This window comes from Pseudomonas sp. B16120, from assembly GCF_044218845.1.
GTDB classification, from domain to species: domain Bacteria; phylum Pseudomonadota; class Gammaproteobacteria; order Pseudomonadales; family Pseudomonadaceae; genus Aquipseudomonas; species Aquipseudomonas paracarnis.
In genome coordinates this window covers 5,768,976-5,795,498 of the sequence record NZ_CP162588.1, presented here as the reverse complement: position 1 = coordinate 5,795,498, position 26,523 = coordinate 5,768,976, and the positions used below count along the sequence as shown (strand labels likewise).

The window sequence follows — 26,523 nt, the reverse complement described above, 5'->3', positions numbered from 1 at the left end:
AATTCCCTATGTTGCATATCTTCTGTCCTCACTGTGGCGAACTGCGCTCCGAAGAGGAATTCCACGCGTCCGGCCAAGCGCACATCCCGCGCCCGCTGGACCCGAATGCCTGCACCGACGAGCAGTGGGGCGACTACATGTTCTTTCGCGATAACCCGCGCGGCCTGCACCACGAACTGTGGATCCATGCCGCCGGTTGCCGCCAGTATTTCAACGCCACCCGCGACACTGTGACCTACGAAATTCTTGAAACCTACAAGATCGGTGAGAAGCCTCAGTTCACCGCCAAGGCCTCTGGAGAGAAGGTATGAGCCAGATCAATCGCCTGTCCAACGGTGGCCGCATCGACCGTAATAAAGTCCTGACGTTTGCGTTCAACGGTCAGAGCTACAAGGGCTTTGAAGGCGACACCCTGGCTGCCGCCCTGCTGGCCAACGGTGTCGACATCATTGGCCGCAGCTTCAAGTATTCGCGCCCACGGGGCATCTTTGCCGCCGGCGCCGAAGAGCCGAACGCGGTGCTGCAGATCGGCGCCACCGAAGCCACTCAGATCCCCAACGTGCGCGCCACCCAACAGGCGCTGTACCAGGGCTTGGTCGCCACCAGCACCAACGGCTGGCCGAGCGTGAACAACGACATGATGGGGATTCTCGGCAAGGTCGGCGGTAAGCTGATGCCGCCGGGTTTCTACTACAAAACGTTCATGTACCCGCAATCGTTCTGGATGACCTACGAGAAGTACATCCGCAAGGCGGCGGGCCTTGGTCGCTCGCCCACCGAGAACGACCCGGACACCTACGACAACTTCAACCGTCATTGCGACGTGCTGGTCGTGGGCGCAGGCCCTGCGGGCCTTGCGGCTGCGCTGGCCGCTGCGCGCAGCGGTGCTCGGGTGATCATCGCCGACGAGCAGGAAGAGTTCGGTGGTTCGCTGCTCGATTCCCGCGAAAGCCTCGACGGCAAGCCCGCCACTGAATGGGTTGCCGGCGTCATTGCCGAATTGAAAGCCCTGCCGGACGTGGTGCTGCTGCCCCGCGCCACCGTCAACGGTTACCACGACCATAACTTCCTGACCATTCACGAGCGTCTCACCGACCATCTCGGTGACCGTGCGCCGATTGGCGTGGTGCGTCAGCGTATTCACCGCGTACGCGCCAAGCGTGTGGTGCTGGCCACCGGTGCGTGCGAGCGTCCGCTGGTGTACGGCAACAACGATGTGCCGGGCAATATGCTCTCGGGTGCGGTGTCTACCTACGTGCGTCGCTACGGCGTGGCACCGGGTAAAAAGCTGCTGCTGTCGACCAACAACGATCATGCCTACCGCGTTGCGCTGGATTGGTTCGATGCGGGCCTCACCGTTGTCGCGGTGGCCGATGCGCGCCACAACCCACGCGGGGCTCTGGTTGAAGAAGCTCGCGCCAAAGGCATTCGCATCCTCACCGGCAGCGCCGTGATCGAGGCCCGTGGCAGTAAGCACGTGACCGGTGCCCGTGTGGCAGCCATCGACGTCAAGGCGCACAAAGTCACCAGCCCCGGCGAGTGGCTGGACTGCGACCTGGTCGCCAGCTCCGGCGGTTACAGCCCGGTGGTGCACCTGGCCTCGCACCTGGGCGGCAAACCGACCTGGCGTGAAGATATCCTCGGGTTTGTACCCGGCGAAGCACCGCAAAAACGCGTGTGCGTGGGCGGCATCAACGGTGTCTACGGCCTTGGCGATTCCCTCGCCGATGGCTTTGAAGGCGGCGTGCGTGCAGCCAGCGAAGCCGGTTTTGCCCCGGTTGAAGGCACGCTGCCAAAAGCCTTGAGCCGTCTGGAAGAACCGACCCTGGCGCTGTTCCAGGTGCCCCACGAAAAAGCCACTGCACGGGCGCCGAAGCAATTTGTCGACCTTCAGAATGACGTCACCGCGGCCGCCATCGAACTCGCGACCCGCGAAGGTTTCGAGTCGGTGGAACACGTCAAACGCTACACCGCGCTGGGCTTCGGCACCGACCAGGGCAAGCTGGGTAACGTCAACGGCCTGGCCATCGCGGCCCGTTCGTTGAACGTGACTATCCCGCAGATGGGCACCACCATGTTCCGTCCCAACTACACGCCGGTGACGTTCGGCGCCGTAGCGGGCCGTCACTGTGGGCATATCTTCGAGCCGGTACGCTACACCGCCCTGCAGGCCTGGCACGTGAAGAACGGCGCCGAGTTTGAGGACGTCGGCCAGTGGAAACGCCCATGGTATTTCCCACGCAACGGTGAAGACCTGCACGCCGCGGTGAAGCGCGAATGCCTGGCGGTGCGTGACAGCGTCGGCCTGCTGGACGCGTCCACCCTCGGCAAGATTGACATTCAGGGCCCGGATGCCCGCGAGTTCCTCAACCGTATCTACACCAACGCCTGGACCAAGCTCGACGTGGGCAAGGCGCGCTACGGCCTGATGTGCAAGGAAGACGGCATGGTCTTCGACGACGGCGTCACTGCCTGTCTGGCCGACAACCACTTCCTGATGACCACCACCACCGGCGGCGCCGCCCGCGTGCTGCAGTGGCTGGAAATCTACCAGCAGACCGAATGGCCGGACCTCAAGGTGTACTTCACCTCGGTCACCGACCATTGGGCAACCATGACCCTGTCGGGCCCCAACAGCCGCAAGCTGCTCAGTGAAGTCACCGACATCGACCTGGACAAGGACGGCTTCCCGTTCATGACCTGGAAGGAAGGCCTTGTGGGTGGCGTGCCGGCACGGGTGTTCCGTATCTCGTTTACCGGTGAGTTGTCGTATGAGGTCAACGTGCAGGCCGACTACGCCATGGGCGTGCTGGAAAAAATCGTCGAGGCCGGCAAACAGTACAACCTGACCCCGTACGGCACCGAGACCATGCACGTACTGCGCGCCGAGAAGGGCTTCATCATCGTCGGGCAAGACACCGACGGCTCGATGACCCCGGACGACCTGAACATGGGCTGGTGCGTTGGCCGGACCAAGCCGTTCTCGTGGATCGGCTGGCGCGGGATGAACCGTGAAGACTGCGTGCGTGAAGAGCGCAAGCAGTTGGTGGGGCTCAAGCCGATCGACCCGAACGTGTGGCTGCCGGAAGGCGCGCAGTTGGTGTTCGATCCGAAGCAGACGATTCCGATGAAGATGGTGGGTCACGTTACCTCAAGTTATGCGCATAACTCCCTGGGCTATTCGTTTGCCATGGGTGTGGTGAAGGGCGGCTTGAAGCGCATCGGTGAGCGAGTGTTCTCGCCGCAAGCGGATGGCAGCGTGATCGAAGCCGAGATTGTGTCTTCGGTGTTCTTTGACCCCAAAGGTGATCGGCAGAACGTCTGACACCTGATCGTTCCCACGCTCCGCGTGGGAATGCATTCCGGGGCGCTCTGCGCCCCAAGGGCGGACGCAGAGCGTCCATGGCGGCATTCCCACGCAGAGCGTGGGAACGATCAACAGAATTCAGAACAGGTGCTTTATGACAGCAGCCAATGTTTACCAACAACGCCCCACCACCGGCGCCAAGGCCGAGCCGTCGCTGCACCATGCCGACCTCGCCAGCCTGGTCGGCAAGGGCCGCAAGAATGCCGGCGTGACCGTGCGTGAAAAGAAACTCCTCGGCCACCTGACTATCCGTGGCGATGGCCACGACGCCGCCTTCGCCGCTGGCGTACACAAGGCCGTCGGCATTGAACTGCCCGGCCCGTTGAGTGTGGTCTTCAAAGGTGAAACCAGCCTTCAGTGGCTCGGCCCGGACGAGTGGCTGTTGATCGTGCCGAGCGGTGAAGAATTCGCCGCCGAACAGAACCTGCGTGCCGCCCTGGGCGACCTGCATATTCAGATCGTCAACGTCAGCGGCGGCCAGCAGATTCTTGAACTGAGCGGCCCTAACGTGCGCGATGTGCTGATGAAGTCCACCAGCTACGACGTACACCCCAACAACTTTCCGGTTGGCAAAGCCGTGGGTACGGTGTTCGCCAAGTCGCAACTGGTGATCCGTCATACGGCTGAAGACACCTGGGAACTGCTGATCCGTCGCAGCTTCTCGGATTACTGGTGGTTGTGGTTGCAGGATGCCTCGGCTGAGTTCGGCCTGAGCGTTGTCGCATGATGATCATTCCCACGCTCCGCGTGGGAATGCATACCGGGACGCCCCGCGTCCCAAAAGCGGACGCAGAGCGTCCATGGCGGCATTCCCACGCAAAGCGTGGGAACGATCAGCCTGAGGAGTGACCCATGAGCCGCGCACCCGATACATGGATTTTGACCGCCGACTGCCCCAGCGTGCTCGGCACGGTGGACGCGGTCACCCGCTACCTGTTCGAGCAGGGCTGTTACGTCACCGAGCACCATTCGTTCGATGACCGCCTTTCTGGCCGGTTTTTCATTCGTGTGGAGTTCCGCCAGCCCGACGGTTTCGACGAGCAAGCCTTTCGCGCAGGTCTGGCGACCCGTGGTGAAGCGTTTGGCATGATCTTCGAACTGACGGCGCCGAACTACCGGCCCAAAGTGGTGATCATGGTCTCCAAGGCCGATCACTGCCTGAACGACCTGCTGTACCGCCAGCGCATCGGCCAATTGTCGATGGACGTGGTCGCGGTGGTGTCCAACCACCCTGATCTCAAACCGTTGGCCGACTGGCACCAGATTCCCTACTACCATTTCCCACTGGACCCCAACGATAAACCGTCCCAGGAACGTCAGGTGTGGCAGGTGATTGAAGACACCGGCGCCGAATTGGTCATCCTTGCGCGCTACATGCAAGTGCTGTCACCAGAGCTGTGCCGCAAGCTGGACGGCAGGGCCATCAACATTCACCACTCGTTGCTGCCGGGCTTCAAGGGCGCCAAGCCCTATCACCAGGCGTACAACAAGGGCGTGAAATTGGTGGGCGCAACGGCGCATTACATCAACAACGATCTGGATGAAGGGCCGATCATCGCCCAAGGCGTGGAGGTGGTAGATCACAGCCACTATCCCGAAGATTTGATTGCCAAGGGGCGGGATATCGAAGGGCTCACATTGGCGCGAGCGGTGGGGTATCACATCGAGCGGCGGGTGTTCCTGAATGCCAATCGCACCGTCGTTCTCTAGATCGCTGTCGCAGGCAAGCCAGCTCCCACATTCCTGGATGTGTGAACCCGATCCACGGTGGGAGCTGGCTTGCCTGCGATGAGGCCCTTACAAGCAACACAAGAAACAGCATCTGTACCCGAGCACTTAACGCGCTGCCCCAAGGGCAACGCAGTTCCATAAAAACAACAGCGAGGTGAAAGCATGTCTGGTAATCGTGGTGTCGTGTATCTCGGCAACGGCAAGGTCGAAGTACAGAAAATCGACTATCCCAAAATGCAGGACCCGCGCGGCAGGAAGATTGAGCACGGCGTCATCCTGCGCGTGGTCTCCACCAACATCTGCGGCTCCGACCAACACATGGTGCGCGGCCGCACCACGGCCCAGACCGGCCTGGTGCTGGGGCATGAAATCACCGGTGAAGTGATCGAGAAGGGCAGCGACGTAGAGAACCTGAAAATCGGTGACCTGGTCTCCGTGCCGTTCAACGTTGCTTGCGGGCGCTGCCGCTCGTGCAAGGAACAACACACCGGCGTGTGCCTGACCGTCAACCCGGCCCGTGCCGGTGGTGCCTATGGCTACGTCGACATGGGCGACTGGACCGGTGGCCAGGCCGAGTACGTGCTGGTGCCGTACGCCGACTTCAACCTGCTGAAACTGCCGGATCGCGACAAGGCCATGGAGAAAATCCGTGACCTGACCTGCCTCTCCGACATCCTGCCCACCGGCTACCACGGCGCTGTTACTGCCGGCGTCGGCCCAGGCAGCACTGTCTATATCGCCGGTGCCGGCCCGGTGGGTCTGGCGGCTGCCGCCTCCGCTCGCTTGCTGGGTGCAGCGGTGGTGATCATCGGCGACGTCAACTCGATCCGTCTGGCCCACGCCAAGGCCCAGGGTTTTGAAGTGGTCGACCTGTCCACTGACACCCCGCTGCACGAACAGATCGCCGCGTTGCTCGGCGAGCCGGAGGTGGACTGCGCCGTGGACTGCGTGGGCTTTGAAGCACGCGGCCACGGCCACGACGGCGTCAAGGCCGAAGCCCCGGCCACGGTGCTCAACTCGCTGATGGGCGTGGTGCGCGTGGCGGGCAAGATCGGTATCCCAGGTCTGTACGTGACTGAAGATCCAGGTGCGGTCGATGCCGCCGCGAAAATGGGCAGCCTGAGCATCCGCTTTGGTCTGGGCTGGGCTAAATCCCACAGCTTCCATACCGGGCAGACGCCCGTGATGAAGTACAACCGTCAACTGATGCAGGCGATCATGTGGGACCGTATCAACATCGCCGAAATCGTCGGTGTGCAGGTGATCAGCCTGGATGATGCGCCACGCGGGTATGGCGAGTTCGATGCGGGTGTGCCGAAGAAGTTTGTGATTGATCCGCACAAGTTGTTCAGCGCTGCATAAGCATTGGCCAAATGAAAAGGGCGACCCATGGGTCGCCCTTATTCGTTGCCTGGAGCCAATTTTCAACGCACTGATGAGCCAATGTGGGAGCGGACTTGCCCGCGATAGCGGCTAATCAGTCGACATCTATGTCGCTGACCCACCGCAATCGCGGGCAAGCCCGCTCCCACAGTTTGAAACGAGTGTGCGGCCCGATCAGCGAGTGGCCAATGCACCCTGGTAGACGGTCGGGCCTGTTGGCTGCTTGCTCACCGAACCACCCTTGGTTTCCGAGCTCACCATCAATTCCACCGGCTTGCTGATGGTTTCCTGTTGGCGTGGGTTCAGGCCGATGATGCCTTTGCCATCCTCCGGCAACAGTCCAAGGGACACCGGTGTGCCGTCTTTGGGAATCGCCCAGAGTTCAAGGCTCTGGTCCGGTGCTGGTGCCGTGGAGGCAATCGGTTCTACTTCCAGGTAGTCCTTGTGGGCCATGATCTGTGCGGCCGGCTGTTGGGTCGTGGTCACCAATGTCGCCGCGGATTTGACGCTGTCCTGGGTGTAGAGCGCGCCGCCGATACCGGCAACCACCACCACGCAGGCGCCGATGAACAGGCGAGGGCGGCTCCAGAACGCAGGCTTGTGCTCAATCACTGGGGGTTGGATCGCAGTCATAAGTCTCTTCTCGACAAATTCTATAGTCAGTTCATGGACCCGCTTATCCTCGATGGGTTCCTGAGGGGCTCCGGAACAACCGACGGGTTACCCAGTCCAACGCCTGCTTTTACCCCTATACCCAGAGGTTGTTTCGATGAAGATTTCACGCGGTTTTGCCCTGTCCTGCCTGTTGACCGTGGCCGCTGGCCCGGTGTTCGCAGCAGGTTTCAGCCTTGGCGATGCAGCCAACGCCATTTCCGGCATGCAGGGTGGCAACAACAAGGCCGCTGCCGCCGCGCCTACGTCGGAGACGGCCGACCTGCTGACGGCCTTGACCTCGCAACTGAACATCACCCCCGAGCAAGCGGTGGGCGGCACGGGCGCCATGCTGGGCCTGGCCAAGAACAAACTCAGCGGCAACGACTTCTCGCAGTTGAGCAGCACTGTGCCGGGTCTCGACAAGTTGTCAGGTAATAACGCATTGGGCAGCCTCGGTGCCCTGAGCGGGATGCTCGGCCAAACCGGCGGCAGCAAGACCAGCGGCCTGGACGGCCTATTGGGCAATGTGAAAAGCACCAATGACTTGAACACCGCCTTCAGCGCCTTGGGCATGGACAGCGGCATGATCGGCCAGTTTGCCCCGGTAATCCTGAAATACCTCGGCGGCGAGGGCGCCAGCAGCTCCGTATTGGGCAAATTGGCTCAAGCCTGGGGAACCGGTAGCTAGTTACCTGCGCAAAGGTCGTTTTTATAACGAGCAAGACTGAAATGTCATACCGGTAAATATCACAAGGTTGTAGGGAACCGTAAGAAGCAAGACACCACAATAAAGGTACCTTCCAAGGTCTCGTTTACGACGACCTTGGAAGGTTTCATTAATGACCTATGAGTGGTGGCGTTTTGAATATCAACGGGACACAAACTCCAGACATCAAAAACTATTTCAGTCCGCCTCCTCTTTCACGCAGTGGCGCTGATGATCAAGCGTTGCGCTCGCGCCTGGAAGAGATGGGGATTCACTCTGACAGCTACACAGCATCGGCGAGTCGCTTCAAAAAAAATGACGAAGATCTGTCGCCTGGGCTTCGTTCTATTGTGCTGGGTGGAATTGATAATGCTTGGTCAGCGACAGCTCTGTTCAACGGCCTTGCCCGAAAGCACGCTTTCCGCTGTCTATAGTCAGGTTTCGTAGCATCTTGCGGGGCCAGGCGGTCATCGTTGCTCCCCACTGTTTTCCAGCAGTTCGTGAATTCGACGGTCCTTTTCCCTCCAGAGCTGGTTGACCCAGTTCTGGAGGGTCTGGCGAAACGCCGGATCGTTCTCGTAATCCCCTTGCCACAACGCCGGGTCCAGCTCGCGGGTGCGGATATCCACGATCACCTTCGGCACCGCGCCGCTGATCAGGTCCCAGAACCCTGGAATCTTTTGTTGTGGGTAGGCCACGGTCACGTCGAGTACCGCGTCCAGCTGTTCACCCATTGCTGCCAGCACAAACGCCACGCCGCCTGCCTTGGGCTTGAGTAGTCGAGTAAAGGGTGAACTTTGCTGCGCACGCTTGGCCTCGCTGAACCGCGTGCCTTCCAGGTAATTGACCACCGTCACCGGCTGGCGCTTGAACAGCTCGCAGGCCTCTTTGGTGATTTTCAGATCCTGCCCCGCCAGCTCCGGGTGCTTGGCCAGGAATGCCTTGGTGTAGCGCTTCATGAAGGGGTAATCCAGCGCCCACCAGGCCAGGCCGAGGAAGGGCACCCAGATCAGTTCTTTTTTCAGGAAGAACTTGAAGAACGGCGTGCGCCGGTTCAATGCCTGGATCAGCGCGGGAATATCGACCCAGGATTGGTGGTTGCTGATCACCAGGTAAGAGGTATCGCCGCGCAGGTCTTCGCCACCGCGAATATCCCATTGGGTGGGGATGCACGCGGCGAAGATCAGCTTGTCGATCTCGGCCCAGGTTTCGGCGATCCACATCACCGCCCATGAGGCATAGTCACGCGAGCGCCCTGGCGCCACCAGCTTGAGCAGGGCGAAGACCATCAAGGGGCCGATCAGGATCAGCGTGTTGACTAACAGCAGCAGTGTAACCAGACAGCCGGTGAGCAGGCGGCGCATAAGCAACTCTTGGAATTCTGTGGGCGGGCCATGATAAGCAAGGTGAGTCTAGAGGCCAAATCGCAAAATGCCGCACGAATGTTTCACACTGTGCGCGATATGCTCGCTCAGCCAACTAAGTGCCGTGTTTGCGGTCTAGACTCCGCCCACTTCTTTCGAGGAAATCCTGCCGTGAAATTACTCCTTGCTGCGTTCGCTCTGGTTGCCGTCCCTGTCATGGCGGCCGAGCCCACGCTCTACGGTCGCTACGAATACATCCAGTTGCCGGAGATCGGCCAGACGTTCAAGGCCAAGATGGACACCGGCGCGCTGACCGCCTCGCTGTCGGCGCGCGACATCGAAACCTTTCAGCGCGACGGCGATGACTGGGTGCGCTTCCGCCTCGGCGGTGAAGACGCGGGTAACAAGGTCTATGAGCACAAGGTGTCGCGCATCAGCAAGATCAAGAGCCGCGCCGACGAAGACGATGACAAGGACGAAGCCAGCGTGGCCAAGCGCCCGGTGATCGATCTGGAGATGTGCCTGGGCGACGTCAAGCGCACCGTCGAGGTCAACCTCACCGACCGCAGCAGCTTCAACTACCCGCTGCTGATCGGCGCCAAGGCCTTGCGTGAATTTGGCGCTGCGGTAAACCCGGCACGTCGCTACACTGCCGACAAACCGGACTGCTGATCGAACCCATGCCGCACATCCTGATTGTCGAAGACGAAGCGGCGATAGCCGACACGCTGATCTTTGCCCTGCAAGGCGAGGGCTTCACCACCACCTGGCTGACGCTCGGCCAGGCGGCGCTGGACCATCAGCGCCAGACCCCGGCTGACCTGATCATCCTCGACATCGGCCTGCCGGACATCACCGGCTTTGAAACCTGCAAGCAATTGCGCCGCTTCAGTGAAGTGCCGGTGATGTTCCTCAGTGCGCGGGATGCCGAGATCGACCGGGTGGTGGGGTTGGAGATCGGTGCCGACGATTATGTGGTCAAGCCTTTCAGCCCGCGGGAAGTGGCGGCGCGGGTCAGGGCGATACTCAAGCGGGTCGGCCCGGGTGTGGCGCCAACCCTGTTCCAAGTGGATCTGGAACGCATGCAGATTCTCTATCGTGGCCAACCCTTGAGCCTCACGCGTCATGAGTTCCGCCTGCTGCAAAGTCTGCTGGACCAACCCGAGCGCGTGTTCAGCCGCGAACAACTGCTGGATGCGGTGGGCGTACCCTTTGATGCCGGTTATGAGCGCAATATCGATAGCCATATCAAGAGCCTGCGCAGCAAGCTCAGGAGTGTGGCGGCGGATGCCGAGCCGATCCAGACCCATCGTGGCCTTGGCTATAGCTACAGCCCGAGCCACAGCTGATGCGCCTTGGGCTGCGGATTTTCCTGGTGTATGCGCTGTTTATCGGCCTGACCGGCTACTTCGTGCTCAACACCGTGATGAAGGAAATCCGCCCCGGCGTGCGCCAGTCCACCGAAGAAACATTAGTGGACACCGCCAACCTGCTGGCTGAAATCCTGCGTGCAGACGTTAAAAACGGCACCCTCGGCCAGAGCCATTGGCCCGAATTGCTCAAGGCTTATGGCAGTCGCCAGCCAGGAGCGACGATCTGGGGCCTGCCGAAAAACCAGGTCAACCATCGCATCTACGTGACCGACGCCACAGGCAGGGTATTGCTCGACTCCAGCGGTGAAGCAGTCGGCCAGGACTATTCGAAATGGAACGACGTGTACCTGACCCTGCGCGGCGAATACGGTGCGCGCTCCACCCGCAGCGACGCAGACGACCCCACCTCATCGGTGATGCACGTGGGGGCGCCGATTCGTGACAACGGGCAGATCATCGGCGTGGTCACCGTAGCCAAGCCCAACAGCTCGTTGCAACCCTACGTGGATCGCACCGAGCGGCGCCTGCTGTGGTACGGCGCCGGGCTGGTCACCCTCGGGCTGCTGTTGGGCGCGCTATTGTCGTGGTGGCTGACGGCGGCCCTCAGACGCCTTACCGCCTATGCCGAAGCCGTGAGCGAGGGCCGCCGCGCCGAGTTGCCGCATTATCGCGGCGGCGAGCTCAAGCAGTTATCCACCGCCGTGGAACACATGCGCACGCAGCTGGAAGGCAAGGCTTACGTAGAGCGCTACGTGCATACGCTGACCCATGAATTGAAGAGCCCGCTGGCGGCGATTCGAGGTGCGGCGGAGCTGTTGCAGGGCGACATGAGCCGTGAGCAGCAGCAGCGGTTTGTCGGCAATATCGACAGCGAAAGTGCGCGCCTGCAACAGCTGATCGAGCGCCTGTTGAACCTGGCCCAGGTGGAACAGCGCCAAGGTCTGGAAGAGCAGTCGAGCATTTCTTTGGCAGCCCTGGTTGAGGATGTGTTGAAGGCTCAATGTGCGCGGGTCGAAGGCGCCGGCTTGCACGTCGAGCAGGCCATCGCTCCCGATGTGCGGGTATTTGGCGAACCTTTCCTGCTGCGCCAGGCCCTGGGCAACCTGCTCGACAACGCTCTGGATTTCACCCCACCCGGCGGCACGCTGAGGTTCAGCGCGCTGGTGCGGCATCACGAGGTGCAGGTCAGCCTGTTCAACCAGGCGCAGGCGATTCCCGACTACGCCTTGCCGCGCCTGAGCGAGCGTTTCTACTCGCTGCCGCGCCCGGCCAGCGGGCGCAAAAGTACGGGCCTGGGGCTCAACTTTGTCGAGGAGGTGATGAAGCTGCACGGCGGCTCGTTGCAGATCGGCAACGTACCGGGCGGCGTGCAAGCGGTACTGCATCTCCACACAGTCTCCACATTGCCCACATAAATCCCCCATACCGACTGGGCAGACTCTCCCCTTCAAAACAGGGAGAGACCCATGAACCGCAACCTGCTTTTCAAATTGGGCGCGATTGCGCTGCTGATCCTGCTGTTGCTGATTCCATTGTTGATGATCAACGGCATCATCAGCGACCGTCAGCAACTGCGCGACGGCGTACTGATGGACATTGCCCGCAGCTCAAGCTTTGCCCAGCGCCTCACCGGGCCGGTGATGGTGGTGCCGTTTCGCAAGACGGTGCGCGAGTGGAAGCTCAATGAGAAGCTCAACAAGCGCTACGAAGAAACCCGTGAAGAACGCGGTCGTCTGTATTTCCTGCCGGACCGTTTTGAGCTCGACGGCAAAGTGCAAACCGAACTGCGTGCGCGCGGCATTTACCAGGCGCGGCTGTTCCATGCCGACAACCGTATCAGCGGGCGTTTCGAGTTGCCGGCGCAGTTGGGGATCACCGAAGACTTTGCCGACTACCGCTTTGAGCCGGCGTTTCTGGCGGTGGGGATCAGCGATATTCGTGGTATTGAAAACGCGTTGAAGCTGGAACTGGGCGATCAGCGCCTGGAGTTCTCGCCGGGTTCGCAAGTGGACTGGCTGGGTGAGGGCGTACATGTGACGTTGCCTGCGCAAGACGGCAAGAAAGCGGCCGTGCTGGACTTCGCCTTCGACCTGCGCCTGCAAGGCACCGAACAACTGCAAGTGGTGCCCGTGGGCAAGACCAGCCAGGTATCACTGGCGTCCAACTGGCCGCACCCGAGTTTTATCGGCAACTTCCTGCCGGCTCAGCGTGAAGTTACCGACCAAGGCTTCAGCGCCAACTGGCAGACGTCCTTCTTCTCCACCAACCTGGAACAAGCCCTGCAGAACTGCCTGGACGGGCAGGGTTGTGACGACTTCAACAACCGCAGCTTCGGGGTGAATTTCATCGACCCGGTAGACCAATACCTCAAGAGCGACCGGGCGATCAAATACGCGCTGTTGTTTATCGCCCTGACCTTCGCTGGTTTCTTTCTGTTCGAAGTGCTCAAGAGTCTGGCGGTGCACCCGATTCAGTACGCCTTGGTGGGCGTGGCGCTGGCGTTCTTCTATCTGTTGCTGTTGTCGTTGTCCGAGCATCTGGGCTTTGCCCTGGCCTATCTGATATCGGCCAGCGCCTGTGTGGTGTTGATCGGCTTCTACGTGTGCCATGTGCTGCGCAGCGTCGCCCACGGCCTGGGGTTTTCGGCAGGGTTGGCGGCGTTGTATGGCTTGCTGTACGGCTTGCTCAGTGCCGAGGATTACGCACTGTTGATGGGCTCGCTGCTGCTGTTTGGCCTGCTGGGTACGGTGATGGTGCTGACGCGCAAACTGGATTGGTATGGGGTGGGCAAGCGTAAGGTGGGGGAAGTGCAATGATCGGGCTGCGCGAAGATCAGCGGATGAAAGCGAGGATGGTCAACTTCCTCAATCACACCGCCTCTCACTGTAGGAGCGAGCTTGCTCGCGAAGAACGCAAGGACCCCGCGTTTAACCAGATGACCTGCGTTATCGTTGACGATTTTCGCGAGCAAGCTCGCTCCTACAGGGGGCTGGTCAAACCGGGGGTTGGGTCTGCTGCATCGAAGCCCGCTGGCTGACTTCGGCGTACCAGGCGGCGAGCTTGGGAGTGTCCGAGCGCCACTGAATATCCGGGTGGCGAAAGTCGATATAGCCCAGGGCACAGGCCACGCTGATGGCGGCGACGTCGAAGTGGCTGGCCAGTTCGGCAATGGCGTCCCGCTCCAGCTCGGCGAGGGCGCGGCGGATCTTGTTGCGCTGTTCATCCAGCCAGGGAGCCCAGTGTTTTTCTGGCGGACGCATGGCGGTCTCGTAACGTACCAGCACGGCGGCATCCATGATGCCGTCAGCCATCGAGGCCAGGGTCAGGCGCCGCCAGCGGGCCGAGCCGTCGCGGGGGATCAGCGGGTTGCCGACATGCTGGTGGTCGAGGTAATCGAGAATCACCCGGCTGTCGTGCAATACCGAGCCGTCGGCCAGGCGCAGGGCCGGGATCTTGCCCACGGGGTTGCCTTGCAGCACTTCGGCATCCGGGTTGACCGGAGTGGGCAGGCACGCGTGCAGGGCCACACGATCCTGCTGGCCGGTCTCGATCAGCAGCACGCGCACTTTACGCACGAAGGGCGAAGCGGGGTTGTGGAACAAGGTCATGCTGGGGGCGGACATGGGCATTCCTCGAGGTGAAGTGTGGCTAGCCTAGAGGGTTGTGCGGTGCCTGGCGAGGGGCCGCGTTGTTTTTGCGGGCCTCATCGCAGGCAAGCCAGCTCCCACATTGGACTGTGTTCACAGGTCAGAATGTGGGAGCTGGCCTGCCTGCGATAGCGACCTCAGGCGCGCCGCTTAACCAACCCCCATACCCCCATCATTGCCGGTATCCCGAGCCCGATCCAACTCAACGAATCCCACCACCCATCGCCCAGCAACGCCGCAAACAACCCGGCAGCACTGAGCAGGCCGATCCCCAGCGGTATGGCAAAGACCTTCCAGACATTCGACTGCCGCGGCTTCATACCTTGGCCGCCTTGCGCCGTACGATCCATAAGTAAATGCCGCTCACCAGCACGATGATGGTCAACACATCCAGCACCGCCCACAGGACCTTCATTGGCATGCCGCCGTAATCACCGAAATGCAGGGGTTGGGACATGCCCATGGCATCCATGTACCACGGCCGTTCGGCGATGGCGGTGACGGCCAGGGTGCTGGCGTCGATCAGCACCGGGGTCAGCAAATGGGAGGTCAGGTGGGTGCTGCCCTTCATGAACACGGCGTAGTGATGTTCGCTGGAAAAACGCGTGCCGGGGAAGGCGATAAAGTCTGGCTCCATACCCGGAGCGGCCTTGGCGGCAATGCTCAACAACTCGGTGGCGGGCGCGCGTTGGGTCAGCGGCGGGGCGTTCTTGTAAGGTTCGATCATGGCGCTGAGGCTGTCCTGGCGCCAGGCGGCGATGATCAGGTCGGCGCAGGCGCTGATCACGCCGGTTACCCCCACCACCAACGCCCAGGTCAAAGTGACCACGCCGATCAGGTTGTGCAGGTCGAGCCAGCGCAGGCGAGTGGACTTGTCCTGGCGCACCGTGGCGAACTTCAAGCGACGCATGAACGGCAGGTACAACACCGTGCCCGAGATAATCGCCAGCACAAACAGAAGGCCCATGAACGCCAGCAACAACTTGCCCGGCAACCCGGCAAATATATCCACATGCAGGCGCAGCAGGAACAGGGTCAGCCCGCCATTGGCTGCGGGGGTTTCCACTGCTTGGCCAGTGCGGGCGTCGAGCATGAAGGTGTGCGACGAATTCGGCTCGGTACCGGCTGTGGCGGCCATGATCGCGATCACACCGTTCTTGTCGTCTTCGTCCCAGGCAAGGTACTGCATGGCGTCGCCGGGGCGATGGGCCTGGGCTTTAGCCACAAGCTGCTCAAGGTTGAGCCGGGGCGTATCGGCAGGCATCTGCGCCAGTTCGGGTTCATTGCCCAGCAGGTGGTCGATCTCGTGGTGAAACACCAACGGCAGGCCGGTGAGGGCGAGCAGCAGCAGGAATACGGTGCAGATCAGGCTGGTCCAGGTGTGGATGAAGGACCAGCGGCGGATGGTTTTGCTTTTCATTGTCTAGCCTTCAGATGCACCAAAGCCGCCCTGTTGGGCGGCCTGGTGGTTAACTCAGCTGATTACCACTGGTAGGTGGCGCTGGCGACGACGCTGCGTTGGTCGCCGAAGTAGCAATAGGAGCCATCACAGGTGGAAATGTAGTCCTTGTTGAACAGGTTGGTCGCGTTCACTTTCACCGACGCGCCCTTGAGGCTGTTGTCCAGGCGGCCGAGGTCATAGTGCAGCGCGCCGTCGAAGACGGTGTAGGCGTTGGCCTTGCCGGCCCAGGTATTGGCCTGGTCGCCGTAGGTGTTGCCGGTGTAGCGGGCGCCGAAGCCGATACCGAAACCGTCGAGCGCGCCGGTGTGCCAGGTGTAGTCGGTCCACAAGGACGCTTGTTGGTTAGGCATCAGTTGCAGGCGGTTGCCTTTGAACTCGCCTTTTTGCACTTCGGATTTGGCCAACGTGTAGGCAGCGATCACTTTGAGGTTTTCGGTCACATCAGATACGGCTTCCAGCTCCAGGCCTTTGACTTTCACTACGCCGGTCTGGTCGGTGACAGAAACACCACCGGACTGGAAGCTGCTGACCAGAACGTTCTTCTGGGTCAGGTCATACAGCGCGGCACTGAGTAGCGTGTTCGAACCCGGCGGTTGGTACTTGATCCCCAATTCCCACTGCTTGCCTTCGGTGGGCTTATAGGATTCTGTAGGAGAGGCGCTGGCGTTGCTCGCCGGCTGGAAAGATTCGGCGTAGGAGATATACGGTACGAAGCCCGAGTCGAACACATAGCTCAGTGCCGCGTTACCGCTGAAATTCTTGCTGCGGTCAGTATTGGTCGCGTCGTTTTTGTTGAGGTACGTAGTGCCTTGGTGCACCCAGTCTTCACGGCCACCCAGGGTCAAGCGCCAGTTATCAAGAGCCATCTGGTCTTGGACGTAGAGGCCGGTCTGGACGGTTTTCTGATTGTAGTCGTAGAAAGCGCCGGAGCGTGCGGGGCGTTCAACTGGCGTGGTGTTGACCGGGTTGAAGATGTTGACTCGTCCGGCCTGTCCGTAAATCGACAGGTACGAGGTATCGGTACGCTGGTGGTCAAGCCCGAGTAGAAGGGTGTGGGTGACGTCGCCGGTGGAGAAGTCGGCCTGAAAGTTGTTATCTACCGCCAATTGTCCGATGTTCTCGTCCACGTTGGTCGAAGAACGGTCCATATTGCCTTCGGCGTCGACCGGTGCCCAGGCAAAGGCGCCCACGGTCAATTGTTGGAACGACAATTCTGATTTGGTGTAACGCAGATTCTGTTTGAACTGCCAGGTATCGTTGAAGCGGTGCTCGAATGCGTAGCCGAGTGCGTAATAGGTACGGTCGTAGAACTCGTAGTCCGGATCGCCCAGGTTTTTATGATGCGAAACGTCACCCAGTGGCGACTTGATCTTGGTGCCGACTATCGGCAGGAACTGGCTGGTCGCCCCGGTATCGTCGCGGGTGAACTGCGACAGCAAGGTCAACTTGGTATCGGTGTCGATATTCCAGGTCAAGCTCGGTGCGATGTTGTACCGCTTGTTGTCGATGTGATCGACCTGGGTACCGGCATCGCGCACCACGCCGCCAACGCTGTAGAGAAACTGGCCCTCATCATCGATCTTGCCAGTGCTTTCGAAATTGATCTGGCGGTGGTTGTCACTGCCGTATTGCATCTGGATGGCGTGGCTCGATTCAGCGCTGGGGCGGCGGCTGACCATATCCAGCAGGCCGCCCGGAGGGGTCTGGCCATAGACTGACGAGGCCGGACCGCGCAGCAGGGCGAGGCGGTCGAGGTTCCAGGTTTCGGCTTTTGGGTTGGCGTACACGCCACGGGGCAGTGGCAGGCCATCGAGGAATTGCGTCGGCTCGAAGCCGCGTACGCGCATCCAGTCGTAACGGGTGTCGCTGCCGTAGCTGGCAGACACAATACCGGGCATGTATTTGACTGCATCGTCGAGGTTCTGCACGTTACGGTCCTGCATTTGCTCGCGGGTGGCTACCGAGATCGAGCGTGGTGCCTCGACCAGCGCAGTATCGGTTTTGGTGCCGGCGGCGGTGCGCTTTGCTACATATCCTTCCACCGGCCCCCAAGCGCTTTCATAGCTGCCTTGGCCGGTGATGTTGGTGGTCGGCAAGGCAACGACGCCCTCCGGGACCGGCATCAGGGTGTAAGTGCCCGCACTGCTCTGCTCCAACTGCAACCCCGTCCCCCGCAAGGCTTCCCGCAACGCGCCCTGCGCATCGAACTGGCCTTTGACCGGTGCCGAGGTCTTGCCGGCGGCGAGTGCGGGGTTGAGGGTCAGCGCCAGGCCGGCCTGGCTGGCGATCTGGTTCAGGGTGGTGGCCAGGGGCGCAGCGGGCAGGTTATAGGCGCGCACGCTGGAGGCTTGTTCGGCGGCGATCAGCGGGGTGCTGGCGAGCGGGGCGCTGAGGGCGATCGCCATGGCTAACAGGCTGGGGCGCAACAAGGTGTCTAGCGTGCGGGACATAAGGGCGGCTCCTGAATGGAAATATTTCTCAATTGCCTAGGTGCCGAGCGAGAATCGAAAAGTGATAGGGGTGAGTGAAAATATTTTTCGCAGGTGTGCTTGAGGGCCTCATCGCAGGCAAGCCAGCTCCCACAGTTGAAGGTGTTCGCAATTCGAAATGTGGGAGCTGGCTTGCCTGCGATAGCAATCGCCCAGGCGCTGCAGGACCTAAGGCTTACCCTTGACGGTCACCCACCACGTCGTGTGCTGCTCGATCTGCACCGGCAAAGTCGGCAACAGCGCATTTAATGCCAACGTGGTGTCATGCAGCGGGAAACTGCCGGTGATGCGCAGGTCGGCCACGTTGTTATCCACCCCCAGGTAGCCGGTGCGATAGCGCGCCAACTCCTCGATCACATCCCCCAGCCGAGCGTTGTCCACTACCAGCATGCCGCGCGTCCAGGCATCGGCGGCCGGGGTGACGGCCAGCAACGGGCCAAGGCCGTCGCTGCGCATCAGCACCTGCTGGCCCGCCTTGAACACCTGTTCGTGGTGCAACGCCTCGGGCTGGGCGGCCACGGCTGACTGCAACACACTCAGGCGCGTAGCGTCGTCTTCGCGCTTGACGATAAACCGAGTACCCAGCGCCCGCAGGCTGCCGTCGCGGGTTTGCACGTAGAAAGGGCGTGAATCGTCGTGGCCGGTTTCGACGAGAATTTCGCCTGCCTGCAACACGATCAAGCGGCGTGTTTCGTCGAAGCGCACATCAATGGCGCTGTGGGTGTTGAGGTTGATCCGCGTGCCGTCCGCCAGCTTCAGCGTGCGCTGTTCACCGGTGGCGGTGCGCTGGTCGGCCAGCCAATAGTGAATAGGCACGTAACGCTCACCGGCAAACAGCGCCAGGCCGCACACCAGCACGATACTGGCCAGGCCCCGGCCCAGTTTGCGCACGCGCTGGCGAATGCCGTGGCGCGACTGCAGCAGCGCCGCCCGAGCCGGGCCCGAGGCCACGCTGAAACGCTGGTCGAGCATGCCCAACTGGCGCCAGGCGCGGGCGTGTTCCTCATCACTGGCCAGCCACTTGCTGAACTCTTCCTGTTCCACCGCGCTGCCGTCGCCCGAGTCGAGGGACAGTTGCCAGGCAATCGCGGCATCCAGCACGCGCGACGACACCGGTTTGGAGCCGATCGCGGTCACGACGGCTCGCCATACAGTGCGATGTAGCACTGGCGAATGCCCTGGGCCAGGTATTGGCGCACGCGGGGCACCGACACGCCCAGGCGCTGGGCGATTTCGGCATGGCCCAGGCCGTCGAGGCGGTTATAGAGGAACGCGGCGCGGGCCTTGCTCGACAGTTTGCCGAGCAGGCGGTCGATGGCCTTGAGGTCTTCGAGGATCAGTTGCTGGGCTTCCGGCGAAGGCTGTTCGCTTTCCGGGATCAGCATCAATTCGGTGAGGTAGGCCTGTTCCAGGGCCGCACGTCGGAAATAGTCGAACAGCAAACCCTTGGCGATGGCCACCAGGAACGCCCGCGGTTCGCGGGGCTCGCGCAACTCGTCACGGCCCAGCAGGCGCATGAAGGTGTCCTGGCTCAGGTCTTCGGCGCGGCTTGGGCACCCCACGTTGCGTCGCAGCCAAGCCAACAGCCAGCCACGGTGGTCGCGATATAACGCACCAACAAGCTCACTGCGTGGGGTCTGGACCGACGACAAGGCATCACCGAATAAACAAGAGGTTTAAACTAACGAGAATTATTCGCGATTGTCGCAGAGGCGTGGGGTGGGCGCAATTGGCGTCTGTCGGGTGATCGTTCCCACGCTCGGCGTGGGAATGCATCCCGCGATGCTCCGCGTCGGGCGCGAAGCGTTAAAGGGAAGGGGACTGTTTGCGCCGTTTCCATTGGGCCAAACGCTCTTGCAGCGTCTGGGGCGTGTCTATCTGTTGCTGCCGCGCACGGCTGAACAGGATCAGCATCAGCTCTGCCGTCGCCAGTGCATCGGCGCTGGCATGGTGGCGTTCGCCAGCCTGTAGCCTGAAGTGGTTGAGCCAATCATCCAGCCCGGCCTCGCGGATATGCGCCTCAGGGCACAACAGCGGAGCCAGGTCTGCCACATCCAGGAATGGATGGGCCAGGCGATACCCCAGGCTGTCCTTGAGCGCCCGGCACAGCATGTGTTGATCAAACGGCGCATGAAAAGCCAGCAGAGGGCTGTCGCCCACGAACGCCATGAAATCCAGCAACGCCTCGGCCGGGTCGCTGCCGGCGGCAATTGCACTGGGCCCCAGCCCGTGGATCAGCACACTGGGGCTGAGCTTGGTGTCGGTGCGCTGCAGGGTGCGTTCGAACAGTTGGGAGAAATCCACCGCACCGTCTTCGATGACCACGGCGCCGATGGACAGCACCTGGTCGCGGTGAAGGTTCAGGCCGCTGGTTTCCAGGTCCACCACTACCCAGCGCTGGCTGCGCAATGGGCCGTTGCCCAGTTCGGCGGGCTTGGGTAACTGCTCCAGGCGCTGCTGTTGCGCGGGGTTGAGCCCGGGCTTTTTGGCGCGCAGCCAGCCAAACAAACTCACAGCTGATACCGCAAGCTCAGGCTGCTTTGCAGGCGTTGGGCCTGGCGCAGGGACTCACGCAGGATGCGCCGGTCCAGGTGGTTGAGGCTGTCGGGGTCGACGCGGTTGGAATAGGGCAAGTTCTCGCGGGTCTGCAATTGGTGCTGCTGCATGCGGGTCTGCTGGATAAAGTGGTAGGCCTCTTCATAGGCGGCGCCATCCAGGGGTTCGATCACGGCCTTGTCCACCAACTGGCGCAGGCGTTCCAGGGTGTTGTTGGCGTGGATGCCATTGGCCAGGGCCAACAGGCGCGCGCCGTCTACAAAAGGCGTAAGGCCCTGCACCTTGAGGTCGAGGGTGGCTTTTTCGCCATTTTTGCGGGTCAGCACGAACTCGCGGAAACGCCCTACCGGCGGGCGTCGTAGTAGCGCGTTTTCGGCCAGCATGCGTTGGAACAAGCGGTTATCCGCCACCTGATCGAGAATGCCCTGGCGCAGTTGCTCGCAACCGCGCTCTTCGCCCCACACCACGCGCAAGTCAAAATAGATGCTTGAGCCCAGCAGGTTTTCCGGCGTCGCCTCACGAATGAACGCGCCGAAGCGCCGCGCCCACTCCACGCGGGACAAGCACAGCTCGGGGTTGCCGGCCATGATATTGCCCTTGCACAGGCTGAAGCCGCACAGCGCCAGGCTTTGGTTGATGTGCTGCGCCAGCGGTAGCAAGCGCTCACGCCTTTCGGCGGCTTCGACGGCGTCCTTGGCCTCGAACAGGATGCCGTTGTCCTGGTCGGTGTACAGCGTTTGTTCGCGGCGGCCTTCGCTGCCAAAACACAGCCAACTGAAGGGCACGCCGGGGTCGCCTTTTTCCGCGAGGGTCAGCTCGATCACCCGGCACACGGTGTGGTCGTTGAGCAGCGTAATGATATGGGTGATCTGGGTGGATGAGGCGCCATGGGCGAGCATGCGCTCTACCAACTGGCCGATTTCACCGCGAATCGCCACCAGGTTTTCCACCCGGGGCGCGTTGCGGATGGTGCGGGCCAGGTGCACCAGGTCCACACGCTGCAAGGAAAACAAGTCACGCTCGGAGACCACGCCACACAGGCGCTGGTCTTGCACCAGACACACATGGGCGATATGCCGTTCGGTCATGGCGATGGCCGCGTCGAACGCGCTGTGCTCCGGGCTCAAGTAAAACGGCGCCTGGGTCATGTGCCCGGCAATGCTCTGGCTGAAGTCGCTGGTGCCATCGGCGACCACCTGGCGCAGATCGCGCAGGGTGAAGATGCCCAGGGGCGCCTTGTGTTCGTTGACGATCACAATGCTGCCGACTTGCTGTTCGTGCATCAAGGTCACCGCTTCGCGCAACGGTGTGTGCGGGCTGCAGGTGACCGGGTGGCGCATGGCCAATTCACCCAGGCGGGTATTCAAGGAATATTGGGTGCCGAGGGTTTCCACGGCTTTTTGCTGTACCTGCTGGTTGACCTGGTCGAGCAGGCTGCTGACCCCGCGCAAGGCGAAATCACGAAACGGGCTGGACAGGGCGAACAGCTTGATAAAGGCCGGTTTGTTCAATTGCAGGCAAAAGGTGTCTTCAGCGGCTTTGTGTTCTGTACGGGTCGCGCGCTCACCCAGCAAGGCGGCGAGGGGGAAGCATTCGCCGGTGGCGATTTCAAAGGTGGTGTCTGCCGAGTCTGGCCGCTCACCCACGACCCGCCCCTGCTTGACGATATAAAAGTGCTCGACCGGGCCGCCCGACGGTTTGAGGATGCTGTCGCCGGGGCCGTAGAAACGCAGTTGGCACTGTTCCACCAGGAAAGCCAGGTGCGCCTGTTCCATCTGGTTGAACGGCGGGAAGCGTTGCAGGAATTGCAGGGTGCCGTGGATGTTCTGCAACACAGCGGTTTTACCCGCCTGTGCGAATGCATCAGCTTTACTCATAACAGTGACCGCAGTGTTTTTGTCGTTATCGTGCTGCATGGTCGACTCCTGCGCAGTGGGTGCCCATTGGACGTAAGTCTAGGTCGAGGAATACCGCGCAAAACTAGGGAAAAACCTTACATGACAATCGTCCAAAACCCGTAGAAAGCCCACTAGGCAAACTTTCCGACGAAGTGCACATTGTTCGCCCTTCCGCAGATGTCTGACGAGTGTGCTGGGAGATTGATGAGAACTGCTGAGAAACGTATGTCCGACCACGATATTTTGAGTGATGCCGAGCGCGAGGCGCTGAGCGCCGTGATGCTGGAGCCCGATTTACCCCCCCAACGCGTTTTGATCGTGGACGACGACAAGGACGCGCGTGAATTGCTGGCGGAAATCCTTGGGCTCGATGGTATTCGCTGCATGACTGCCGAAAGTGGCGAGGCTGCGTGGGATTTGTTGAAGACGAGCAGTTCCATCGGTTTGCTGATCACCGACCTGCGCATGGCGCCCAGCAATGGCCTGGAATTGATCCGCCAGGTGCGTGAGTCCACCCGTGCGGCGTTGCCGATCATCATCATGTCTGGAGACGCGGAAGCGCCGGATGTGATTGATGCGATGCATTTGAGCGTGGTGGATTTCTTGCTCAAGCCGATTGATAGCGTGAAGTTGGCGAAGTTGGTAAAGCGGGAGTTGGGGATGGTGCCCTGAGTGTGGGGTGACTGGCCTGGCCTCTTCGCGGGCAAGCCCGGCTCCCACATTTGAAATGCATCCCCCTGTGGGAGCTGGCTTGCCTGCGATTCAGGCAACGCGGTCTAACTGACACACCTGATAAAAAAGCCCCGATCTTCGATCAGGGCTTTTTTCCATTACAGGCCGTTCTTGGCCTTGAACTCCCGACGCCTGCGATGCAACACCGGCTCGGTATAGCCATTGGGCTGCTTGGTCCCTTCAATCACCAACTCCACCGCTGCCTGGAACGCGATGTTGCTGTCGAAGTCCGGAGCCAGTGGGCGGTACAACGCATCCCCGGCATTCTGGCGGTCCACCACCGGCGCCATGCGCTTGAGGCTGTCCATCACTTGAGCTTCGTTGACGATGCCGTGGCGCAGCCAGTTGGCGATGTGCTGGCTGGAAATGCGCAGGGTGGCGCGGTCTTCCATCAGGCCGACATCGTTGATGTCCGGCACCTTGGAGCAGCCCACACCCTGGTCGATCCAACGCACCACATAGCCGAGGATGCCCTGGGCGTTGTTGTCCAGTTCGTTGCGGATCTCTTCTTCGGACCAATCGGTGTTGCTGGCCAGAGGAATGGTGAGGATATCGTCCACCGAAGCGCGCTCGCGCTTGGCCAGTTCGGCCTGGCGGGCAAACACATCAACCTTGTGGTAGTGCAACGCATGCAGGGCCGCAGCGGTCGGCGACGGTACCCAGGCGGTGTTGGCACCGGCCAACGGGTGGGCGATTTTCTGCTCAAGCATCAAAGCCATCAGGTCGGGCATGGCCCACATGCCTTTACCGATTTGTGCACGCCCTTGCAGGCCGGTGCTCAGGCCGATATCGACGTTCCAGTTCTCATAGGCGCCGATCCATTTTTCCGCCTTCATGGCCGCCTTGCGCACCATCGCGCCGGCTTCCATGGAGGTGTGGATTTCATCGCCGGTACGGTCGAGGAAACCGGTGTTGATAAACACCACACGCTCGCTGGCCGCCTTGATGCAGGCCTTGAGGTTGACCGTGGTGCGGCGCTCCTCGTCCATGATCCCGACCTTGAGGGTATTGCGCGCCAGGTTCAGCACCTCTTCGATGCGACCGAACAGTTCGTTGGTGAACGCGGCTTCTTCCGGGCCGTGCATCTTCGGTTTCACGATGTACACAGAACCGGTGCGGCTGTTCTTGCGGGTGTTGTTGCCGTTGAGGCTGTGGATCGCCGCCAGGCTGGTGATCAGGCCGTCGAGGATGCCTTCGGGTACTTCGTTGCCGTCTTTATCGAGGATCGCGTCGATGGTCATCAAGTGGCCAACGTTGCGCACGAACAACAGCGAACGGCCGTGCAGGGTCACGTCGCTGCCATCCACGCCGGTGTAGACGCGGTCAGGGTTCATGGTGCGGGTGAAGGTCTGGCCGCCCTTGGCCACTTCTTCGGCCAGGTCGCCCTTCATCAGGCCGAGCCAGTTGCGGTAGATCACCACTTTGTCATCGGCGTCGACGGCGGCCACAGAGTCTTCGCAGTCCATGATGGTGGTCAGCGCGGCTTCCATCAGCACGTCTTTGACGCCTGCGGCGTCGGTTTGGCCGACTGGGGTGCTGGCGTCGATCTGGATTTCGAAGTGCAGGCCATTGTGCTTGAGCAGGATCGCAATCGGCTCGGCCGCAGGGCCCTGGAAACCGATCAACTGGGCATCGTCACGCAGGCCGCTGTTGCTGCCGCCTTTGAGGCTGACGATCAGCTTGCCATCGACGATTTTGTAGCCGGTGGAATCGACATGGCTGCCGGCGCTGAGCGGTGCGGCCTCGTCGAGGAAAGCGCGGGCGAAGGCAATGACCTTGTCGCCACGCACTTTGTTATAGCCCTTGCCCTTCTCGGCGCCGTTGGCTTCGCTGATGGCGTCGGTGCCATAGAGCGCGTCGTACAGCGAGCCCCAGCGCGCATTCGAGGCATTGAGGGCGAAGCGGGCGTTCATCACCGGCACGACCAGCTGTGGGCCGGCCATGCGTGCGATCTCATCATCGACGTTTTGGGTCGAGGCCTCAAAGTCTGCGGCTTCTGGCAACAGGTAGCCGATGTCTTGCAGGAAGGCTTTGTAGGCCACCGGGTCATGGGCCTGGCCGGCGTGGGTCTGGTGCCAGGTATCGATCCGCGCCTGGAAGTCGTCGCGTTTGGCGAGTAGGGCTTTGTTCTTCGGGGCCAGGTCATGGATGACCTTGTCGGCACCGGCCCAGAACTGGTCGGCAGTGATGCCGGTACCGGGAATGGCTTCGTTGTTCACGAAGTCGAACAGGACTTTGGCGACCTGCAGGCCACCGACTTGAACGTGTTCAGTCATTGCTTGCCTCACTCTGCGGAGCTTATGCGCTTTATCAGATTTTCATTATGTAGTGCACGGTTGGGCATACTACATGATGACTTGCGGTTGTGAAAATTAGACTAAATACGTCGTTTAGCGACCCACTTTGGTCGTACGGTCACAGCGGAGAACCAGATGTTCTCAAAAAACTATTGGATTGTTCCAGATAAATATAAAAATGGTACACGATTTGTCTGGGGGAGCTGGCTTGCCTGCGATGGACGTTGACGATCACGCGTCCCTTCTGGATAAACGCGGCATGTCTATAATCGAGGATCAACCAACCGAGGGACTGCGCCATGGACCATCTTGTACTCACTATTATCGCCGCCGACAAACCCGGCCTGGTTGAACGCATCGCGCAGAACATTGCCAGTCATGGTGGTAACTGGCTGGAAAGCCGCATGGCGCACATGGCCGGGCAGTTTGCCGGGATCCTGCGGGTCAGCGTGCCGAGCGAGCAGCGCCAGGCATTGGTGGGGGCATTGGAGGATTTATCCACCCATGGCATTCGCGTGTTGGTGGGTGAGGGCAGCAGCGGCCAGGCATCGGCGTCCAAGCCGATCCTGATGACCCTGGTGGGCAATGACCGCTCGGGCATCGTGCGTGAGATCACCGCGCTGCTGAGCCAGCAGGGCGTCAACCTGGAACGCCTGAGCACCGATGTGCGCCCGGCGCCCATGAGCGGTGACCCGCTGTTCAACGCCGAGGCGTTGTTGCAAGTGCCGGCCACGCTTTCGCTGGAAACCCTGCAAGAGGCTTTGGAAACCTTGGCCGATGACTTGATGGTGGAGTTGCGTCAGGAGGAATAACGATCCGCAAGGTTATGCAGGGAAATCTTGCATGGGCCTGTGGATAACCTGT

At 61.0% G+C, this 26,523-nt stretch carries 24 protein-coding genes and 1 pseudogene; 13 read left to right on the top strand and 12 right to left on the bottom strand.

What is annotated here, in order from left to right:
• Nucleotides 1-8 precede the first annotated feature (8 nt).
• The 5 genes from AB4P90_RS27145 to fdhA all read left to right on the top strand — a co-directional run bounded on the left by AB4P90_RS27145 (nucleotide 9) and on the right by fdhA (nucleotide 6,460).
• Nucleotides 9-311: a sarcosine oxidase subunit delta gene (locus AB4P90_RS27145; protein ID WP_003194855.1), complete on the top strand. Its 303-nt coding sequence runs from the start codon at nucleotides 9-11 to the stop codon at nucleotides 309-311.
• Nucleotides 308-3,325, top strand: coding sequence for a sarcosine oxidase subunit alpha (locus tag AB4P90_RS27140; protein ID WP_395605504.1), 3,018 nt, complete (start codon nucleotides 308-310; stop codon nucleotides 3,323-3,325). The genes AB4P90_RS27145 and AB4P90_RS27140 overlap by 4 nt, the downstream gene beginning before the upstream one ends.
• Nucleotides 3,326-3,461: 136 nt before the next feature.
• A complete protein-coding gene (locus AB4P90_RS27135) occupies nucleotides 3,462-4,094 on the top strand; it encodes a sarcosine oxidase subunit gamma (protein ID WP_395605503.1) in 633 nt (210 codons plus the stop codon).
• Between the two features lie 125 nt (nucleotides 4,095-4,219).
• Entirely contained in the window at nucleotides 4,220-5,077 is an 858-nt protein-coding gene (gene purU / locus AB4P90_RS27130) for a formyltetrahydrofolate deformylase (protein ID WP_395605502.1), read from the top strand.
• Nucleotides 5,078-5,260: 183 nt separating this feature from the next.
• Nucleotides 5,261-6,460, top strand: a complete 1,200-nt coding sequence (fdhA, locus tag AB4P90_RS27125; protein WP_014720230.1) for a formaldehyde dehydrogenase, glutathione-independent — start codon at nucleotides 5,261-5,263, stop codon at nucleotides 6,458-6,460.
• A 195-nt stretch (nucleotides 6,461-6,655) separates the two neighbouring features.
• Here fdhA and AB4P90_RS27120 read toward each other — a convergent pair whose 3' ends face one another.
• Nucleotides 6,656-7,114, bottom strand: coding sequence for an anti-sigma factor domain-containing protein (locus AB4P90_RS27120; protein ID WP_019817428.1), 459 nt, complete (start codon nucleotides 7,112-7,114; stop codon nucleotides 6,656-6,658).
• A 136-nt stretch (nucleotides 7,115-7,250) separates the two neighbouring features.
• On the opposite strand from AB4P90_RS27120, the gene AB4P90_RS27115 reads away from it, so the two are divergent.
• A complete protein-coding gene (locus tag AB4P90_RS27115) occupies nucleotides 7,251-7,823 on the top strand; it encodes a DUF2780 domain-containing protein (protein WP_020302147.1) in 573 nt (190 codons plus the stop codon).
• A gap of 173 nt (nucleotides 7,824-7,996) precedes the next feature.
• Complete coding sequence (locus AB4P90_RS27110; RefSeq protein ID WP_130175537.1) at nucleotides 7,997-8,275, top strand: hypothetical protein; 279 nt, start codon at nucleotides 7,997-7,999, stop codon at nucleotides 8,273-8,275.
• A gap of 33 nt (nucleotides 8,276-8,308) precedes the next feature.
• Here AB4P90_RS27110 and AB4P90_RS27105 read toward each other — a convergent pair whose 3' ends face one another.
• Nucleotides 8,309-9,205 carry an acyltransferase gene (locus AB4P90_RS27105; protein ID WP_014720227.1) on the bottom strand — a complete coding sequence of 299 codons (897 nt, stop codon included), beginning with the start codon at nucleotides 9,203-9,205 and terminating at the stop codon, nucleotides 8,309-8,311.
• Between the two features lie 171 nt (nucleotides 9,206-9,376).
• On the opposite strand from AB4P90_RS27105, the gene AB4P90_RS27100 reads away from it, so the two are divergent.
• Genes AB4P90_RS27100 through creD form a run of 4 tightly spaced genes read left to right on the top strand, consistent with a single transcriptional unit; the run spans nucleotide 9,377 to nucleotide 13,394 of the window.
• A complete protein-coding gene (locus AB4P90_RS27100) occupies nucleotides 9,377-9,877 on the top strand; it encodes an ATP-dependent zinc protease (protein WP_014720226.1) in 501 nt (166 codons plus the stop codon).
• Nucleotides 9,878-9,885: 8 nt separating this feature from the next.
• Nucleotides 9,886-10,554, top strand: a complete 669-nt coding sequence (creB, locus tag AB4P90_RS27095) for a two-component system response regulator CreB (RefSeq protein ID WP_014720225.1) — start codon at nucleotides 9,886-9,888, stop codon at nucleotides 10,552-10,554.
• Nucleotides 10,554-11,993 (top strand): two-component system sensor histidine kinase CreC, encoded by a 1,440-nt coding sequence (gene creC, locus AB4P90_RS27090; protein WP_038451771.1) that lies wholly within the window; start codon nucleotides 10,554-10,556, stop codon nucleotides 11,991-11,993. The genes creB and creC overlap by 1 nt, the downstream gene beginning before the upstream one ends.
• A gap of 51 nt (nucleotides 11,994-12,044) precedes the next feature.
• Nucleotides 12,045-13,394 (top strand): cell envelope integrity protein CreD, encoded by a 1,350-nt coding sequence (gene creD / locus AB4P90_RS27085; protein ID WP_014720223.1) that lies wholly within the window; start codon nucleotides 12,045-12,047, stop codon nucleotides 13,392-13,394.
• Nucleotides 13,395-13,459: 65 nt separating this feature from the next.
• Here creD and AB4P90_RS27080 read toward each other — a convergent pair.
• From AB4P90_RS27080 to AB4P90_RS27040, 9 genes and pseudogenes are all read right to left on the bottom strand, one after another.
• Nucleotides 13,460-13,549: pseudogene (locus tag AB4P90_RS27080) on the bottom strand (outer membrane lipoprotein carrier protein LolA); the annotation flags it as partial.
• A 22-nt stretch (nucleotides 13,550-13,571) separates the two neighbouring features.
• Nucleotides 13,572-14,201 carry a glutathione S-transferase gene (locus AB4P90_RS27075; protein WP_020302151.1) on the bottom strand — a complete coding sequence of 210 codons (630 nt, stop codon included), beginning with the start codon at nucleotides 14,199-14,201 and terminating at the stop codon, nucleotides 13,572-13,574.
• A gap of 161 nt (nucleotides 14,202-14,362) precedes the next feature.
• Nucleotides 14,363-14,545, bottom strand: coding sequence for a hypothetical protein (locus AB4P90_RS27070; protein ID WP_014720221.1), 183 nt, complete (start codon nucleotides 14,543-14,545; stop codon nucleotides 14,363-14,365).
• Nucleotides 14,542-15,645 (bottom strand): PepSY-associated TM helix domain-containing protein, encoded by a 1,104-nt coding sequence (locus AB4P90_RS27065; protein ID WP_395605501.1) that lies wholly within the window; start codon nucleotides 15,643-15,645, stop codon nucleotides 14,542-14,544. Before AB4P90_RS27065 ends, AB4P90_RS27070 begins: the two co-directional genes overlap by 4 nt.
• A gap of 62 nt (nucleotides 15,646-15,707) precedes the next feature.
• Nucleotides 15,708-18,137 carry a TonB-dependent siderophore receptor gene (locus AB4P90_RS27060; protein ID WP_395605500.1) on the bottom strand — a complete coding sequence of 810 codons (2,430 nt, stop codon included), beginning with the start codon at nucleotides 18,135-18,137 and terminating at the stop codon, nucleotides 15,708-15,710.
• A gap of 207 nt (nucleotides 18,138-18,344) precedes the next feature.
• Nucleotides 18,345-19,313 carry a FecR domain-containing protein gene (locus tag AB4P90_RS27055; protein WP_395605499.1) on the bottom strand — a complete coding sequence of 323 codons (969 nt, stop codon included), beginning with the start codon at nucleotides 19,311-19,313 and terminating at the stop codon, nucleotides 18,345-18,347.
• Nucleotides 19,310-19,828, bottom strand: a complete 519-nt coding sequence (locus AB4P90_RS27050) for an RNA polymerase sigma factor (protein WP_019817419.1) — start codon at nucleotides 19,826-19,828, stop codon at nucleotides 19,310-19,312. Before AB4P90_RS27050 ends, AB4P90_RS27055 begins: the two co-directional genes overlap by 4 nt.
• A 154-nt stretch (nucleotides 19,829-19,982) precedes the next feature.
• On the bottom strand, nucleotides 19,983-20,690 hold the full coding sequence (locus AB4P90_RS27045) for a PolC-type DNA polymerase III (protein WP_069868806.1): 708 nt from the start codon (nucleotides 20,688-20,690) through the stop codon (nucleotides 19,983-19,985).
• A complete protein-coding gene (locus AB4P90_RS27040; RefSeq protein WP_072435443.1) occupies nucleotides 20,687-22,609 on the bottom strand; it encodes a putative nucleotidyltransferase substrate binding domain-containing protein in 1,923 nt (640 codons plus the stop codon). Before AB4P90_RS27040 ends, AB4P90_RS27045 begins: the two co-directional genes overlap by 4 nt.
• 246 nt (nucleotides 22,610-22,855) lie before the next feature.
• Here AB4P90_RS27040 and AB4P90_RS27035 point away from each other — a divergent pair, with 246 nt between their 5' ends.
• Complete coding sequence (locus AB4P90_RS27035; protein WP_019817416.1) at nucleotides 22,856-23,302, top strand: response regulator; 447 nt, start codon at nucleotides 22,856-22,858, stop codon at nucleotides 23,300-23,302.
• A 158-nt stretch (nucleotides 23,303-23,460) separates the two neighbouring features.
• Here AB4P90_RS27035 and AB4P90_RS27030 read toward each other — a convergent pair whose 3' ends face one another.
• Nucleotides 23,461-25,638, bottom strand: a complete 2,178-nt coding sequence (locus AB4P90_RS27030) for a malate synthase G (RefSeq protein WP_019817415.1) — start codon at nucleotides 25,636-25,638, stop codon at nucleotides 23,461-23,463.
• Nucleotides 25,639-25,958: 320 nt separating this feature from the next.
• On the opposite strand from AB4P90_RS27030, the gene AB4P90_RS27025 reads away from it, so the two are divergent.
• Entirely contained in the window at nucleotides 25,959-26,471 is a 513-nt protein-coding gene (locus AB4P90_RS27025; RefSeq protein ID WP_003194815.1) for a glycine cleavage system protein R, read from the top strand.
• Nucleotides 26,472-26,523: the final 52 nt, after the last annotated feature.

Bases quoted from the DNA above. Each gene is read 5' to 3' on its own strand.
- AB4P90_RS27145 (WP_003194855.1), top strand. From the start codon at position 9: ATGTTGCATATCTTCTGTCCTCACTGTGGCGAACTGCGCTCCGAAGAG.
- AB4P90_RS27140 (WP_395605504.1), top strand. From the start codon at position 308: ATGAGCCAGATCAATCGCCTGTCCAACGGTGGCCGCATCGACCGTAAT.
- AB4P90_RS27135 (WP_395605503.1), top strand. From the start codon at position 3,462: ATGACAGCAGCCAATGTTTACCAACAACGCCCCACCACCGGCGCCAAG.
- purU (WP_395605502.1), top strand. From the start codon at position 4,220: ATGAGCCGCGCACCCGATACATGGATTTTGACCGCCGACTGCCCCAGC.
- fdhA (WP_014720230.1), top strand. From the start codon at position 5,261: ATGTCTGGTAATCGTGGTGTCGTGTATCTCGGCAACGGCAAGGTCGAA.
- AB4P90_RS27120 (WP_019817428.1), bottom strand. From the start codon at position 7,114: ATGACTGCGATCCAACCCCCAGTGATTGAGCACAAGCCTGCGTTCTGG.
- AB4P90_RS27115 (WP_020302147.1), top strand. From the start codon at position 7,251: ATGAAGATTTCACGCGGTTTTGCCCTGTCCTGCCTGTTGACCGTGGCC.
- AB4P90_RS27105 (WP_014720227.1), bottom strand. From the start codon at position 9,205: ATGCGCCGCCTGCTCACCGGCTGTCTGGTTACACTGCTGCTGTTAGTC.
- creB (WP_014720225.1), top strand. From the start codon at position 9,886: ATGCCGCACATCCTGATTGTCGAAGACGAAGCGGCGATAGCCGACACG.
- creC (WP_038451771.1), top strand. From the start codon at position 10,554: ATGCGCCTTGGGCTGCGGATTTTCCTGGTGTATGCGCTGTTTATCGGC.
- creD (WP_014720223.1), top strand. From the start codon at position 12,045: ATGAACCGCAACCTGCTTTTCAAATTGGGCGCGATTGCGCTGCTGATC.
- AB4P90_RS27075 (WP_020302151.1), bottom strand. From the start codon at position 14,201: ATGTCCGCCCCCAGCATGACCTTGTTCCACAACCCCGCTTCGCCCTTC.
- AB4P90_RS27070 (WP_014720221.1), bottom strand. From the start codon at position 14,545: ATGAAGCCGCGGCAGTCGAATGTCTGGAAGGTCTTTGCCATACCGCTG.
- AB4P90_RS27065 (WP_395605501.1), bottom strand. From the start codon at position 15,645: ATGAAAAGCAAAACCATCCGCCGCTGGTCCTTCATCCACACCTGGACC.
- AB4P90_RS27060 (WP_395605500.1), bottom strand. From the start codon at position 18,137: ATGTCCCGCACGCTAGACACCTTGTTGCGCCCCAGCCTGTTAGCCATG.
- AB4P90_RS27040 (WP_072435443.1), bottom strand. From the start codon at position 22,609: ATGAGTAAAGCTGATGCATTCGCACAGGCGGGTAAAACCGCTGTGTTG.
- AB4P90_RS27035 (WP_019817416.1), top strand. From the start codon at position 22,856: ATGTCCGACCACGATATTTTGAGTGATGCCGAGCGCGAGGCGCTGAGC.
- AB4P90_RS27030 (WP_019817415.1), bottom strand. From the start codon at position 25,638: ATGACTGAACACGTTCAAGTCGGTGGCCTGCAGGTCGCCAAAGTCCTG.
- AB4P90_RS27025 (WP_003194815.1), top strand. From the start codon at position 25,959: ATGGACCATCTTGTACTCACTATTATCGCCGCCGACAAACCCGGCCTG.